This window comes from Pseudomonas sp. H1_D05 (assembly GCF_054682705.1).
On record NZ_CP162825.1, the window covers coordinates 5,966,391 to 5,981,509 of the forward strand.

Here is a 15,119-nt window from a genome sequence, read left to right on the forward strand (position 1 = left end):
TTCAAAAGAGCAGGTCAACCGCCATGTCCCTCCCCTCCCAAGTACGCCTGATCGAAGTCGGCCCGCGCGATGGCCTGCAGAATGAAGCCCAACCGATCAGCGTCGCCGACAAGGTGCAACTGGTCGATGCACTCAGCGCTGCCGGTCTTGGCTATATAGAAGTCGGCAGTTTCGTTTCACCGAAATGGGTCCCGCAGATGGCGGGTTCGGCCGAAGTGTTTGCACAGATCCAGCGCAAACCCGGCGTGACCTACGGCGCACTGGCGCCGAACCTGCGTGGCTTCGAAGATGCCATCGCCGCTGGGGTCAAGGAAGTCGCCGTGTTCGCTGCCGCCTCCGAAGCCTTCTCGCAGCGCAACATCAACTGCTCGATCAGCGAAAGCCTGGCGCGCTTCGCACCGATCATGGAAGCGGCGCAACAGCACGGCGTTACCGTGCGAGGTTACGTGTCCTGCGTGCTCGGTTGCCCATATGAAGGCACGGTCGCGCCGGAACAAGTGGCGATGGTCGCCCGCGAGTTGTATGCGATGGGCTGCTACGAGGTTTCGCTGGGCGACACCATTGGCACTGGTACTGCGGGCGCGACTCGCCGCTTGTTCGAAGTGGTGTCGGCGCAGGTATCCACGGGACAAACTGGCCGGGCACTTCCACGACACCTATGGGCAGGCCATGGCCAATATCTACGCCAGCCTGCTCGAGGGCATCTCGGTGTTCGACAGCTCTATCGCGGGCCTCGGCGGCTGCCCGTACGCCAAAGGCGCGAGCGGTAACGTTGCTACTGAAGATGTGGTGTACCTGCTCAACGGCCTGGGTATCGAGACCGGTATCAACCTGGACGCCTTGATTGCTGCGGGTCAGCAGATCAGTGTGGTGCTGGGTCGCCCGAGCGGTTCGCGCGTGGCCAAGGCTCGTAGCGCACAGTGAGGGGGGAAGGTGTTACCGCTGTGTCCGGAATGTGGGTTCAAGCGAGTAACACGGAAACAAATTGTCTGGTTTCGCTAGAGTGAAAATTTTCTGAAATTCTCAAGACATTGATTTATAAGGCTTTTTAAAAGTTGGCACGGCTTCTGCTATCTCTATGGCATAACAAGAATAAAAAGCAGCAACCAATAAAAATAAGACGTACCGACTCTGACATAACAAAAACAACACGGCAGAGACGCAGCTAACAGATTTTTTTGGAGAAGGTGTGCTTTTCAGGGTGCTCTCAGGAGTGACCCGCAACCGGGCAGAGAACAATAAAACTACCTTCAGGTAGCTCCCGAATCGGTTGGATCGCTTAGCGAGAAAGTAGATCAGCGCTCAAAAAAATACGTTTGCTCTTGACCCCGGATGGGGGTCGCCAAAAACAGCGGTAAAGGGCCACGGTTGCCAAAAACAACAACAGACCGACCCTCAATAATAAAAAAGAGCACGCGACGACAAAATTAAAGGGGAGCTTCGGCTCCCCTTTGTGCTTTCTGTGATTTGTGTTTTCCTCAACACCTATCTCCTGTGGGAGCGAGCTTGCTCGCGAATGCGGTGTGTCATCAACAAAGATATTGGCTGACCTGACGCCTTCGCGAGCAAGCTCGCTCCCACAGAGGTTGCGGTTACCGCTCGATTGTTTTCAGTTCTTCGATACTGATCTCACGCATCCTGAACTTCTGGATCTTGCCCGTCACCGTCATCGGAAACTCTTCAACGAACTTGAAATGCCGAGGCGTCTTGAAGTGCGCGATACGTTCCTTGCACCAGGTTTGCAGCTCCAGCTCCGAAGCGCTGTGGCCGGGGTGGAACTTGATCCAGGCAACAATCTCCTCACCGTAACGCGAGCACGGAATGCCGATCACCTGCACGTCCGCCACGGCCGGATGGGTGAAGAAAAACTCCTCCAGCTCACGCGGGTAAATATTCTCGCCGCCACGAATGATCATGTCCTTGTTGCGCCCGGCAATGTTGACGTAGCCCTCCTCGTTCATGCTCGCCAGGTCGCCGGTGTGCATCCAGCCCGCGTCATCGATGGCTTCGGCGGTGGCCTGCGGGTTGTTCCAGTAACCGAGCATCACGCTGTAGCCACGAGTGCACAGTTCGCCGATAGTGCCGCGCGTCACGAGGTTGCCGGCTTCGTCGATGATCTTGCTCTCCAGCTGTGGCTGGGTGCGGCCGACGGTGGTCACGCGCAATTCCAGCTCATCGGTCGGGCCGGTTTGCAGCGACACCGGGCTGGTTTCGGTCATGCCGTAAGCGATCTGCACTTCGCTCATGTGCATCTCGCTGATGACCCGGCGCATCACTTCGATCGGGCACGTCGCGCCCGCCATGATTCCGGTGCGCAGGCTCGACAGATCGAATTCGCCGCGTTGTGGCTGATCGAGCATGGCGATGAACATGGTCGGTACGCCGTACAGGCCGGTAGCCTTTTCTTCGGCGACGGTTTGCAAGGTCAGTAACGGATCGAAGGCATCGCTGGGGTAAATCATCGTGCTGCCGTGGGTGATGCAGCCGAGGTTGCCCATGACCATGCCGAAGCAGTGGTAGAGCGGCACCGGGATCACCAGACGATCACGCGGGGTCAGGCCGATGCTTTCACCGACCATGTAGCCGTTATTGAGGATGTTGTAGTGGCTGAGGGTCGCACCCTTGGGGAAACCGGTAGTGCCGGAGGTGTACTGGATGTTCACGGGTTGATCGAAGTGCAGGCTGTCGCTGCGTTCGCGCAGTTGATCGGGAGAGATGCTGGTGGCCAGATCGGCCAGTTGCGACCACGGCAGAAAACCTGACGGTGGTTGCGCGTCAAGGCTGATTACCCCGCGCAGTTCGGGGAGGTGTTCGCTGCGCAGTTGGCCAATGGATTGCTCGGCCAGTTCTGGCACCAACCCTTGCAACATGGCGTGGTAGTTGGAGGACTTGAACGCCCCTGCGCAGACAAGCCATTGGCAGCCGGATTGCTTGAGCACGTATTCGAGTTCGGAGCTGCGATAGGCCGGGTTGATGTTGACCAGGATCACGCCGATTTTTGCCGTTGCAACTTGGGTGATGCACCACTGCGCGCAATTCGGCGCCCAGATACCGAGGCGATCGCCGGCCTGCAAACCCAGGGCGAGCAGCGCTCTGGCGTGCAGGTCCACCGCATCGGCCAGTTGTCGCCAGGAGTAACGCAGTTGCTGATGGCGCACGACGAGCGCTTCACCGTCAGGGTATTGCGCGGCGGTGTGATCGAACTTCTGCCCGATGGTCAGTGCCAGCAAGGCTTTGTCCTGTGAGCCACGGGTGTAGCTGCGCTGCGGGTTTGCACTGGGTTGATCCATGACGACCCCTATTGTCTTTATTAGTGGGTTTTGCCGGATTTAACCCCTGTGGGAGCGAGCTTGCTCGCGAAGAGGCCAGCAGATTCAACATCCGTGTTGACTGATCTGACGCTTTCGCGAGCAAGCTCGCTCCCACAAGGTCCGCTCCGTTTCAATCTTGAACTGCCCCTACTCTCGCCTAAGTTGACGTTAACGTAAAGGGTGATTGACAGCCATCCATCGCAGGCTTACGTTAACGTAAAGGTGAGAGCTGAGTAACCGCCCTCCCCACCCTACAAAAAAGCCAAAAGGTGACCCATGAGCTATCCCTCCCTGAACTTCGCCCTCGGTGAAACCATCGACATGTTGCGCGATCAGGTTCAGTCCTTTGTCGCCAAGGAGATCGCTCCGCGCGCCGCGCAGATCGACAGCGACAACCTGTTCCCCGCCGACATGTGGCGCAAATTCGGTGACATGGGCCTGCTCGGCATCACTGTGCCGGAAGAGTACGGCGGCGCTGGCCTGGGTTACCTGGCGCATGTGGTGGCGATGGAAGAAATCAGCCGTGGTTCGGCCTCGGTGGCGTTGTCTTACGGCGCGCACTCCAACCTTTGCGTCAACCAGATCAACCGCAACGGCACCCACGAACAAAAAACCCAATACCTGCCGAAGCTGATCAGCGGCGAACACGTCGGCGCCCTCGCCATGAGCGAGCCGAACGCCGGTTCCGACGTGGTCTCGATGAAACTGCGCGCCGACAAACGCGGTGACCATTTCGTCCTCAACGGCAGCAAAACCTGGATCACCAACGGCCCTGACGCCAACACCTACGTGATCTACGCCAAGACCGATCTGGAAAAAGGCCCGCACGGCATCACCGCGTTCATCGTCGAACGCGACTGGAAAGGCTTCAGCCGCAGCAACAAATTCGACAAGCTCGGCATGCGCGGCTCCAACACCTGCGAGCTGTTTTTCGATGACGTCGAGGTGCCGGAAGAAAACATCCTCGGCGTGCTCAACGGCGGCGTCAAAGTGTTGATGAGCGGTCTCGATTACGAACGCGTCGTGCTCTCCGGCGGCCCGACCGGGATCATGCAGTCGTGCATGGACCTGATCGTTCCATACATCCACGACCGCAAACAGTTCGGCCAGAGCATCGGCGAGTTCCAGCTGATCCAGGGCAAAGTGGCCGACATGTACACCCAGCTCAACGCCAGTCGCGCCTACCTCTACGCCGTGGCCCAGGCCTGCGAGCGCGGCGAAACCACCCGCAAGGATGCCGCCGGGGTAATCCTCTACACCGCCGAGCGCGCGACGCAAATGGCCCTCGACGCGATCCAGATTCTCGGTGGTAACGGTTACATCAACGAATTCCCGGCGGGCCGCTTGCTGCGTGACGCCAAGCTGTACGAAATCGGCGCCGGTACGAGTGAGATCCGTCGCATGCTGATCGGTCGCGAACTGTTCAACGAAACCCGCTAAACGGAGCTGGCCATGGCTACCCTGCACACTCAGCTCAACCCCCGCTCGCCGGAGTTCGCCGCCAACAGCGCGGCGATGCTCAAACAGGTCGACGCCCTGCACACCCTGCTCGCCCAAGTGGCGCAGGGCGGCGGCGCGAAAGCCCAGGAACGCCACACCTCACGCGGCAAACTGTTGCCTCGTGAACGCATCAACCGCTTGCTTGATCCAGGTTCGCCATTTCTGGAAATCAGCCAACTGGCCGCCCACGCCGTGTATGGCGAAGACGTTCCGGCCGCTGGTGTGATTGCCGGGATCGGCCGGGTTGAAGGCGTCGAATGCATGATCGTCGCCAACGACGCGACGGTTAAGGGCGGTTCGTACTACCCGCTGACCGTGAAAAAACATCTACGCGCACAAACCATCGCGCAACAGAATCGTCTGCCGTGTATCTATCTGGTCGATTCGGGCGGCGCCAACCTGCCGCGTCAGGACGAAGTGTTTCCGGATCGTGAGCACTTCGGGCGGATCTTCTTCAACCAGGCCAACATGAGCGCGATGGGCATTCCGCAGATCGCCGTGGTCATGGGCTCGTGCACTGCCGGCGGCGCGTATGTACCGGCAATGGCGGACGAAGCGATCATGGTGCGCAATCAGGCGACGATTTTCCTCGCCGGCCCGCCGTTGGTGAAAGCCGCGACCGGTGAAGTGGTCAGCGCCGAATACTTGGGCGGTGCCGATGTGCACTGCAAGATTTCCGGGGTCGCCGACCATTACGCCGAGAGCGACGAACACGCCCTCGCCCTCGCCCGCCGCAGCGTTGCCAACCTCAACTGGCGCAAGCTCGGTGACGTGCAGCAACGCGCGCCGATTGCGCCGCTGTACGCCAGCGACGAGTTGTACGGCGTAGTTTCGGCCGACGCCAAGCAGCCGTTCGACGTGCGCGAAGTGATTGCGCGACTGGTCGACGGTTCGGTGTTCGATGAATTCAAGGCTTTGTTCGGCACCACGCTGGTGTGTGGCTTTGCGCATCTGCACGGCTACCCGATCGCGATTCTGGCGAACAACGGCATCCTCTTCGCCGAAGCCGCGCAGAAAGGTGCGCACTTTATCGAACTGGCCTGCCAGCGCGGTATTCCGTTGCTGTTTTTGCAGAACATCACCGGCTTCATGGTCGGTCAGAAATACGAGGCCGGCGGCATCGCCAAACACGGCGCGAAACTGGTAACAGCGGTGGCTTGCGCCAAGGTGCCGAAATTCACCGTGATCATCGGCGGCAGCTTCGGCGCCGGTAACTACGGCATGTGCGGCCGCGCTTATGACCCGCGTTTCCTGTGGATGTGGCCAAACGCGCGGATCGGCGTGATGGGCGCCGAGCAGGCGGCGGGCGTGTTGGTGCAGGTCAAACGCGAACAGGCTGAACGCAGTGGCCAGGCCTTCAGTGCCGAGCAGGAAGCCGAGATCAAGCAACCAATCCTCGACCAGTATGAAGAGCAAGGTCACCCCTACTATTCCAGCGCACGGCTATGGGACGACGGCGTCATCGACCCGGCGCAGACCCGCGATGTGCTGGCCCTGGCCTTGTCCGCGTCGCTGAACGCGCCAATCGAACCGAGCCGCTTCGGCGTGTTCCGGATGTGATTTTTTGTGGGAGCGAGCCTGCTCGCGAATACGGTTTGTCAGCTAGCGGATAGGTCGACTGATACAACGCTTTCGCGAGCAGGCTCGCTCCCACAAGAACCGTGGAGACGGATGAATATGAGTGATTTCAACACCCTCGAACTGCACAGCGACCCACGCGGTTTTGCAACGCTGTGGCTCAACCGCGCGGAAAAGAACAACGCCTTCAACGCCGAGATGATCCGCGAGCTGATCCTCGCGCTGGACAAAGTCGCCAGCGACGCCAGCCTGCGTTTCCTGCTGGTGCGTGGTCGTGGCAAGCACTTCAGTGCCGGCGCTGATCTGGCGTGGATGCAGCAATCGGCCGAACTCGATTACCACACCAACCTCGACGACGCACGTGAACTGGCAGAGCTGATGTACAACCTCGCCAAGCTGAAGATCCCCACAGTGGCCGTGGTGCAAGGCGCGGCGTTCGGTGGCGCGCTGGGGCTGATCAGTTGCTGTGACGTGGCGATTGGCGCCGATGACGCGCAGTTCTGCTTGTCGGAAGTGCGCATCGGTCTGGCGCCGGCGGTGATCAGTCCGTTCGTGGTGCAAGCCATCGGCGAACGCGCTGCGCGTCGATATGCGCTGACCGCCGAGCGTTTCGGCGGACAACGTGCGCGCGAAATCGGTTTATTGTCCGAGAGCTATCCGGCGGCAGAACTTGATCAGCAAGTCGAACAGTGGATCAACAATTTACTGCTCAACAGCCCCGCCGCCATGCGTGCCAGCAAGGACTTGCTGCGTGAAGTCGGTAACGGCGCGCTGACCCCGGCGCTGCGCCGCTACACCGAAAATGCCATCGCCCGTATCCGCGTCAGCCCTGAAGGTCAGGAAGGCTTGCGCGCCTTTCTGCAAAAACGTCCGCCGAGCTGGCAAGCCGCAACCACCACCAAGGAGCCGCGTTGATGAGCGTACCTGTTCTCACCACCCTGCTGGTGGCCAACCGTGGCGAAATCGCCTGCCGCGTGATGCGCACCGCCAAAGCCTTGGGCCTGACCACGGTTGCCGTGCACAGCGCCACCGACCGTGAGGCGCGGCACAGCCGGGAAGCGGATATTCGCGTGGACCTGGGCGGCAGCAAAGCCGCCGACAGTTATCTGCAGATCGACAAGCTGATCGCAGCGGCCAAGGCCAGTGGCGCACAGGCGATTCATCCGGGTTACGGGTTTCTCTCGGAAAACGCCGGGTTCGCTCGTGCCATCGAAGCGGCCGGGCTGATTTTCCTCGGCCCGCCCGCCTCGGCCATCGATGCCATGGGCAGCAAATCCGCCGCCAAAGCACTGATGGAAACCGCCGGTGTGCCACTGGTGCCGGGTTATCACGGCGAAGCGCAGGATCTCGACACCTTCCGCGATGCCTGCGAACGCATCGGTTATCCAGTGCTGCTCAAAGCCACGGCCGGCGGTGGTGGCAAAGGTATGAAAGTGGTCGAGGACGTCAGCCAGTTGGCCGAAGCCCTCGCCTCGGCTCAGCGTGAAGCGCAGTCGTCGTTCGGCGATTCGCGCATGCTGGTGGAGAAATACCTGCTCAAGCCACGTCACGTGGAAATCCAGGTGTTCGCCGATCAGCATGGCAACTGCCTGTACCTCAATGAACGGGATTGCTCGATTCAACGGCGCCATCAGAAAGTCGTCGAAGAAGCGCCGGCACCCGGCCTGTCCACGCAACTGCGGCGGGCGATGGGTGAAGCAGCGGTGCGTTCGGCACAGGCGATCGGTTACGTCGGCGCCGGTACGGTGGAGTTCCTGCTGGATGCGCGCGGTGAATTCTTCTTTATGGAGATGAACACGCGGTTGCAGGTCGAGCACCCGGTGACAGAAGCCATCACTGGCCTGGATCTGGTCGCCTGGCAGATCCGCGTCGCTCGTGGTGAAGCACTGCCGATCACTCAGGAACAAGTGCCGTTGAATGGCCATGCGATTGAAGTGCGCTTGTACGCCGAGGATCCTGCGAATGACTTCCTGCCGGCGACCGGACGTCTGGCGTTGTATCGCGAATCGGCCGAAGGGCCAGGGCGTCGGGTGGATAGCGGGGTTGAAGAAGGCGATGAAATTTCGCCGTTCTACGACCCGATGCTCGGCAAGCTGATTGCCTGGGGCGAGGATCGTGAACAGGCTCGATTGCGCTTGTTGAGCATGCTCGACGAGTTTGCGATTGGCGGTTTGAAAACCAACATCAACTTCTTGCGGCGGATCATTGCGCACCCGGCGTTCGCGGCGGCGGAACTGGATACCGGGTTTATTCCGCGTTACCAGGAGCAATTGCTGCCTGCACCGGACACGCTGAGCGATGCGTTCTGGGCGGCGGCAGCTCATGCGGTGGCGCAGAGCCTGCCACAACTCGCACGCCAGGATGACCCTGCTTCGCCTTGGTCACTCAATAGCGGTTTGCGTGCTGGGCTGCCGCCGGAAATCACCCTGCATTTGAGTTGCGAGGGGCAGGATCGCGCCTTGACGCTGAATGCTGCCGACCACGCCAGACTGTCCGGCGAAGCACTTATCGTCGAGCACGAAGGCGTTCGTCGTACGTTGCGTGCGATTCGCCAGGGCGATGCGCTGTACCTGCAATGGGAAGGTGAGTTGCGCCGTATCGAAACATACGATCCGATCAGCGCCATCGAAGCCAGCCACAGTCATCAGGGCGGCCTGACCGCGCCGATGAACGGCAGCATCGTCCGCGTGTTGGTGGAGGCCGGGCAATCGGTTGCGGCCGGTGCGCAACTGGTGGTGCTGGAAGCGATGAAGATGGAACACAGCATCCGCGCGCCGCATGCCGGGGTGATCAAAGCGCTGTATTGCCAGGAAGGTGAAATGGTTGGCGAAGGCAGCGCTTTGGTTGAGCTGGAAGAAGTATGAACGGGAGGATCGATCCTGCGCCTGGCGAGGATCGATCTGACTAGTAACGCGCCGTTGCCTGCACCACAACACCGATGATTCGACACTCATCGGTCAGCAGGGCTTTCGGCCACGTCGGATTGAGCGGCACCAGGTAACGCTGGCCGCCCTCTTCGTCGAGTTTGCGAAAAATCGCCTCCGTACTGTCGGGCCACTGGGCGATCACCAGTTTACCGGGCAGCGCTTCGGCGGCCGGGTCGACCAGAATCAGCATGCCTTCGGCAATGCTCTGGCCACTGGGTGCGGTCATTGAATCTCCCGTCACCGTCAACCAGAACGCCGGGCCTCGCGCGTGGTAATCCGTCAACTCGAAGCGCTGCTTGCCTGCTGCCTTGTCGTAGGACGCCGGATCGCTTTCACGCACTTCGCACGTCGTCTGCCAATCGCTGACCGGGTAACGGAAGTACGGGTTGTACTTCTGTGCCAGCGGCATCTCGTCCTCGGACGTGGGTTGCGGTTCACGGATCACCAGCACCACTTCGAGGAAATCCATGCCCAGCGCTTGCAGCACCCGGTTCATTTCAGTGATACCGGGTTCGCGACGCTTGTTCAGCCAATGGCCGATCCCGCCCTGGGACATGCCGACGCGCTCTCCGAGCTCTGTTTGAGTGATTTTGAGTTCACTCATCTTGGCCTTGACCAACTCAATCCATTTATCCATGTGCAGCACCTTACGTGGACGCCTTCGGCCAGCAAAACACATATTGTAGTATTTAAATTCTCGTCACAACTACACAGAGTACTATTCTGAAGGCACGGATTTTCAATCGACCAAGGAGTGCCCCCTCATCATGAATATCAGCAGCAAAGACTTGCCCGATCTGCAAATGGACACCACCTTCACCTCGCCCCAAGGCAATGCGGCGGCGCAACGCGCGCTGGACTATTACTTGAAACCAGCTGTGTCAGAACCTGAGGTCGACGAGCGTTTTTTCGATGTCAGGCGCCATCTCAGTGGCGAGGAAGCCCTGGTGCATGCCTCGGACCTGTTGCGCTGCGCGGCAGCCACGGCGTTCAAGGCAGCCGAAAACCTGCAAGGCGCGAGTCGCGATCTGGCATTTTCAGTGGTGCATATGGTGGATATGGCGCGGGCGATGGTCGACCGTTCACTCGATGGCGATGAAGCCTGAGAAACGGAAGTGCGGGCGGACGGGAAAGAATTTTCCAATCGAGCAGGTAAAAACATTTGACTTGCAAATGATAATGATTATTATTGCAAGCAGCTGGTCGCGAGATCAGTCGATGGACCAGAGACCTTAGGTCGGTCTTCTGGACTATCTCCTCATCAGGCTAATCACGGTTTTTGACCCGGCTTTTTGCCGGGTCTTTTTTTTGCCCGTTTTTCAGGCTTATGGCTTCAGGCTAATGAAGTCTTTAGGTGCTGCAAATTCGATGGCGCGGATAATATCAAAAGAATATTGGTTGGCAAGCGAAGCCCGGCCGCATTGGGGCAAACTAATGCCAATTAGCACTTGAGAATCAATCGCACAGTCTCTAAGCTGCTTGCGCGTCATGGAGGACGCCCCCCGCCACACACCGCAATTCCCCTCGGTTTCAGCCCTGCCTGCGTGTACAGTAACGGCCATAAAAATCATATTCAGGAATCGATTATGACCGTGGCCAAATCTTCGTTCGACATCAGCGCCAACTTCGACAGCGGCAACATCCAAGTCATCGACATCAGCAATCCACTCAATCCGGTTCTGGCCATTCGTCCAGATACTCGCAGCGCGCATTTCCAGTGGTTTCACTTCAAGGCCAGCGGCCTGCATGTCGGCCAGGAACACTGGTTCCGCCTGAACAATGCCAGCCAATCCACGTACAGCAAGGGCTGGCCCGGTTATCAGGCCGTAGCGTCCTACGATCACGTCAACTGGTTCCGCGTGCCGACTATTTACGAGGGCGACTGCCTGCGCTTTTGCCTCGAGGCCACGCAGACCCATGCCTGGTTCGCCTACTTCGAACCCTATAGCCGTGGCCGTCACGACTGGCTGATCGAGCAGGCGCTAAGCAAGGCCGGCACCGAATTACTGGCGACCGGTAAAAGTGTCGAAGGTCGCGACATTCAATTGCTGCGCAAAGGCACTGGCGCTGAAGGCCAGCGCAAGATCTGGATCATCGCTCAGCAACATCCCGGCGAGCACATGGCCGAATGGTTCATGGAAGGCGTGATCGAGCGCCTGGAAAGGCACGATGATCCGGTGCTGAACAAGCTGCTCGCCAGTGCCGATCTGTACCTGGTGCCGAATATGAATCCGGACGGCGCGTTCCATGGCCATCTGCGCACCAACGCCATGGGCCAGGATTTGAACCGGGCCTGGCAGAACGCCAACCAGGAGATCAGTCCCGAGGTGCTCTTCGTCCAGCAGCAAATGGAAAAGTACGGCGTCGATCTGTTCCTGGACGCCCATGGCGATGAAACCATTCCTCACGTATTCACCGCCGGCTGCGAAGGCAATCCGGGCTACACGCCGCGTATCGAGAAGCTCGAAGAGCATTTCCGCAATCACCTGAAACACACCACCAAAGATTTCCAGACCAAGTACGGCTACACCCGCGACGAACCGGGTCAGGCCAACATGACCCTGGCGTGCAACAGCGTCGGCCAGAAATACGACTGCCTGTCGCTGACGCTGGAAATGCCGTTCAAGGATCACGACGACCATCCCGACAACGTCACCGGCTGGTCGGGCAAACGCTCTAAACAGCTGGGCAAAGACGTGCTGACCACCATCGCTGACATGGTTGATACCCTGCGCTGATCCCCTCCTCCGTTCTGTAAAAGATCGCAGCTTGTCTGCGATCTTTTGCTTTCCGCCATTCACCATCTCGCGCAAACCGGTTGCAAAATAAAACCCGAATCAATACCGTACTAAAGGTTTTATTTTGAAACCTAAAAGGATGCGGGAAATGAAACCTCTAAAGAGCAGTGCCGTTTTGCTTTTCTCCGTAGCCTGCGGTCTGGCCGTGGGCAATGTGTATTACGCCCAGCCATTGCTGGACGCGATGGCCGAGGCGTTCGCGATGTCGCCGGCGACCATCGGCATTGTCATCACCCTGACGCAAATCGGCTACGGCATCGGACTGGTGCTATTGGTCCCTCTCGGTGATCTGCTCAATCGGCGCCGATTAATCGTTACTCAAACCCTGCTGTCGGCAGCGGCGCTGTTGATGATCGCGCTGGCGCCCAACAGTGCGTGGCTGCTGCTTGGCATGACCTTGACAGGGCTGCTCGCGGTAGTGACGCAGGTCTTGGTAGCTTATGCCGCGACGCTGGCAATCCCGGCCCAACGCGGGCGCGTGGTCGGAGTGGTCACCAGCGGCATCGTTGTCGGCATCTTGCTGGCACGCACGGTTGCCGGCGGTATGGCCGATTTGGCTGGGTGGCGAGCGATTTACTTGCTGTCAGCCGGGCTGACACTGTTGATGGCGTTGCTGCTGTTGCGTGTTCTGCCGAAGGATGAGGTCCCGCAACCGATTACGACTTACGCCGCCCTGATCGCCTCAGTATTCAGCCTGTTCAAAGAAGAACCGGTACTGCGCCAACGCGCGATCCTCGCATTGCTGACTTTTGCCAGTGCGATGGTGCTGTGGACGCCGATGGTGCTGCCGCTGGCCGCGCCACCGTTGTCGTTGTCGCACAGTGAAATCGGGCTGTTCGGACTGGCCGGCGCTGCGGGTGCGCTGGCAGCCGCACGGGCCGGGCATCTGGCTGATCGTGGTCTGGGGCAATGGGTCAGCGGTCTTTCGCTGTTGCTGATGCTCGCCTCATGGTTGCCGATCGCCCTGACTCAATCCTCGCTGTGGGCATTGCTGCTCGGCGTAATCACCCTGGATCTGGGTCTGCAAGCCGTGCACGTCACCAGCCAGAGCATGATCTACAGCGTGCGCCCCGAAGCGCAAAGCCGTCTCACCGCCGGTTACATGCTGTTCTACTCGATCGGCAGCGCGCTCGGTTCCATCGGCTCGACCGCGATGTACGCGTGGGCCGGCTGGATCGGCGTGTGCCTGCTCGGCGCCAGCATCAACGCCGTGGCGCTGGCGTACTGGTGGCTGACCCTGAAACGCGGCGCATCGCTACGATGCGCCACGCAAACGGGTTAGCTGCGATCGCGACCACGCAACATGCTGTCGAGCACCTCGTCGCGGCGGACCCAGCCATGAAACAACGCCGCCGCCAGGTGCAGCAGCACCGTCAGGAACAGCAGATAGGCCAGATACCCGTGAGCCTTGCGCAGAAACGCGAACAACTGCGCATCGGCCGGAACGATCGCTGGCAACTGCAACGTTGTGCTGAGCATCACCGGTTCACCAGAAGCGCTGATCATCGCCCAACCGAGCAACGGCAACACCAGCATCAACGCGTAAAGCAGCAGATGGGACGCCTTGGCCGCCAGTACTTGCCAGCCCGGCAGATCGGCGGGCAACGGTGGCTGGCGCGTGGTGAGCCGCACCAGCAAACGCACGATCACCAGCGCCAGAATCGCAATGCCCAGCGGTTTGTGCAGATGGATCAGCCATTCATGCCGCTCGGACACCGAGGTGACCATGCCGGCGCCGATAAACAGCATGGCGATGATCATCAGCGCCATCAGCCAGTGCAGCAGCCGCGCCAACAGGGCGAAATGCGTCGGTTGAGTGCTCATGGACGAGCCTCCTGTTTGGCGGCGGGCAACTGGCTGACTTCGCTGGTGCGACGCAAGTAGGAATTGGCGTAACCGGCGGAACGGGCGGCGAGCAACGGGTCGCCGGAACCTTGAATACCGGCCGGCAGCACCAGCGGGTCATAGTTGATGTCCCGGCATTCGCCGCTCAATTGCGGCTGGGTCTTTTCCAGCACCAGTGTGCCCGCGTTCAATACTTTGCGCCCGGCCGGCCAAGTCTTGCTGGCGTCGTTCACCGGATCCTCGGGATTGGCCAGAGTGATATTCAATTGAAAACGCAGCGGTGCAGACGACAACCGTTGCACCAGATCTTTCTCGAGAAAATCACCGCCCTCAGGCGCACTGGCGCCCGCAGCATCGCGCGCCAACGGTGTCATGCTCCAGCGCACGGCTTGTTTTTTACCGCTGGCGTCGACCAGATAAAACGCGTTGACGCTGTTATAGGTTTCGGTGGCATAACTGGCCGACGGTTTGGCTGTCTTCACCCAGGTCAAAAACGGCACGGTTTCCGGGTGCGCGGCGAAGAACGCCGGAACCTTCGCCGGATCAGGTTTACCGGTGGCCGGATCTGGCGATTGCGCCTGCTGCAATTGATAAAACGCCTCAGGCGTACCGACCGGGAACACCGGCATGCTGTTCATCCCGGTGCGCCATTGCTGCCCGTTAGCCTGGGTGAACCGCAACGCCAGACTGCGAATCGGCACGCTGCTGTCCGGTGCATAGGGATTGCCCGCCGGCAGCGCAAAGCGCCCGACGACTGGAGTCTGCGGCTCGTTGAACACCTGCGCAGTGGAGAATACCCGTGCCTCACCACTGCTTTCGAAATGCCCGATCACGCACACGCCTTTGGCGTGATTACGACGAAACCCGGGATGCACGCCATTGTTCTTCTCCAGCACATCGACCAGCGCCTTTGGCGTCAGGCGTTGTGGGTCGAAGTTACCGTGAACGTAGGCAAACGCCCCGGCCACCGCAGCGACTACCACGGCAATGCCGCCCAGACGCAATATCAGGCTCGCGACACTCAGTGGCGGGCGCTGCGGCCCGCCAGGCGGTGAAGCGTTGGGTGAGGTGCGATCAACCATGAAGGACTCCAGGGCCAATGGCCACAAGTAGGAAGAATCAGCAAGACGCGCCTCATCCGGGTTTATTCCACACAACGG

The 15,119-nt window shown here is 59.7% G+C and carries 13 protein-coding genes and 1 pseudogene; 9 read left to right on the forward strand and 5 right to left on the reverse strand.

Features of this window, described 5'->3' with window-relative positions:
• Nucleotides 1-23 precede the first annotated feature (23 nt).
• Nucleotides 24-572 (forward strand): annotated as a pseudogene (locus tag AB4O11_RS26745) (hydroxymethylglutaryl-CoA lyase); the annotation flags it as partial.
• Nucleotides 523-924: a beta/alpha barrel domain-containing protein gene (locus AB4O11_RS26750; protein WP_460129348.1), complete on the forward strand. Its 402-nt coding sequence runs from the start codon at nt 523-525 to the stop codon at nt 922-924. The pseudogene AB4O11_RS26745 and the gene AB4O11_RS26750, both read left to right, overlap by 50 nt.
• Before the next feature lie 668 nt (nt 925-1,592).
• Here AB4O11_RS26750 and AB4O11_RS26755 read toward each other — a convergent pair.
• Complete coding sequence (locus AB4O11_RS26755; protein WP_460129350.1) at nt 1,593-3,290, reverse strand: AMP-binding protein; 1,698 nt, start codon at nt 3,288-3,290, stop codon at nt 1,593-1,595.
• Between the two features lie 297 nt (nt 3,291-3,587).
• On the opposite strand from AB4O11_RS26755, the gene AB4O11_RS26760 reads away from it, so the two are divergent.
• From AB4O11_RS26760 to AB4O11_RS26775, 4 genes are all read left to right on the forward strand, one after another.
• On the forward strand, nt 3,588-4,751 hold the full coding sequence (locus AB4O11_RS26760) for an isovaleryl-CoA dehydrogenase (RefSeq protein WP_460129352.1): 1,164 nt from the start codon (nt 3,588-3,590) through the stop codon (nt 4,749-4,751).
• A 12-nt stretch (nt 4,752-4,763) separates the two neighbouring features.
• On the forward strand, nt 4,764-6,371 hold the full coding sequence (locus AB4O11_RS26765) for a carboxyl transferase domain-containing protein (protein ID WP_460129354.1): 1,608 nt from the start codon (nt 4,764-4,766) through the stop codon (nt 6,369-6,371).
• 117 nt (nt 6,372-6,488) lie between these two features.
• Nucleotides 6,489-7,304, forward strand: a complete 816-nt coding sequence (locus tag AB4O11_RS26770) for a gamma-carboxygeranoyl-CoA hydratase (protein ID WP_186622592.1) — start codon at nt 6,489-6,491, stop codon at nt 7,302-7,304.
• Nucleotides 7,304-9,253, forward strand: coding sequence for an acetyl/propionyl/methylcrotonyl-CoA carboxylase subunit alpha (locus tag AB4O11_RS26775; protein ID WP_460129356.1), 1,950 nt, complete (start codon nt 7,304-7,306; stop codon nt 9,251-9,253). Before AB4O11_RS26770 ends, AB4O11_RS26775 begins: the two co-directional genes overlap by 1 nt.
• 40 nt (nt 9,254-9,293) lie before the next feature.
• Here the strand turns inward: AB4O11_RS26775 and AB4O11_RS26780 are convergent, their stop codons facing one another.
• Entirely contained in the window at nt 9,294-9,953 is a 660-nt protein-coding gene (locus tag AB4O11_RS26780; protein ID WP_093434139.1) for a LexA family protein, read from the reverse strand.
• Between the two features lie 130 nt (nt 9,954-10,083).
• Here AB4O11_RS26780 and AB4O11_RS26785 point away from each other — a divergent pair, with 130 nt between their 5' ends.
• Nucleotides 10,084-10,422 carry a DUF6124 family protein gene (locus tag AB4O11_RS26785; protein WP_460129359.1) on the forward strand — a complete coding sequence of 113 codons (339 nt, stop codon included), beginning with the start codon at nt 10,084-10,086 and terminating at the stop codon, nt 10,420-10,422.
• Nucleotides 10,423-10,641: 219 nt separating this feature from the next.
• On the opposite strand, the gene AB4O11_RS26790 is transcribed toward AB4O11_RS26785, so the two are convergent.
• Nucleotides 10,642-10,806 carry a hypothetical protein gene (locus AB4O11_RS26790; RefSeq protein ID WP_156685516.1) on the reverse strand — a complete coding sequence of 55 codons (165 nt, stop codon included), beginning with the start codon at nt 10,804-10,806 and terminating at the stop codon, nt 10,642-10,644.
• A 96-nt stretch (nt 10,807-10,902) separates the two neighbouring features.
• Here AB4O11_RS26790 and AB4O11_RS26795 point away from each other — a divergent pair, with 96 nt between their 5' ends.
• Together AB4O11_RS26795 and AB4O11_RS26800 are read left to right on the forward strand one after the other, a co-directional pair.
• Nucleotides 10,903-12,054: a M14 family metallopeptidase gene (locus AB4O11_RS26795; protein WP_093434131.1), complete on the forward strand. Its 1,152-nt coding sequence runs from the start codon at nt 10,903-10,905 to the stop codon at nt 12,052-12,054.
• 148 nt (nt 12,055-12,202) lie between these two features.
• Nucleotides 12,203-13,396, forward strand: coding sequence for an MFS transporter (locus tag AB4O11_RS26800; RefSeq protein WP_099756677.1), 1,194 nt, complete (start codon nt 12,203-12,205; stop codon nt 13,394-13,396).
• Here the strand turns inward: AB4O11_RS26800 and AB4O11_RS26805 are convergent.
• Both AB4O11_RS26805 and AB4O11_RS26810 read right to left on the reverse strand, forming a co-directional pair.
• Nucleotides 13,393-13,938, reverse strand: a complete 546-nt coding sequence (locus AB4O11_RS26805; protein ID WP_093434126.1) for a cytochrome b — start codon at nt 13,936-13,938, stop codon at nt 13,393-13,395. The two genes, AB4O11_RS26800 and AB4O11_RS26805, sit on opposite strands and share 4 nt — an antisense overlap.
• Nucleotides 13,935-15,041: a catalase family peroxidase gene (locus tag AB4O11_RS26810; protein WP_460129361.1), complete on the reverse strand. Its 1,107-nt coding sequence runs from the start codon at nt 15,039-15,041 to the stop codon at nt 13,935-13,937. Before AB4O11_RS26810 ends, AB4O11_RS26805 begins: the two co-directional genes overlap by 4 nt.
• Nucleotides 15,042-15,119 lie beyond the last annotated feature (78 nt).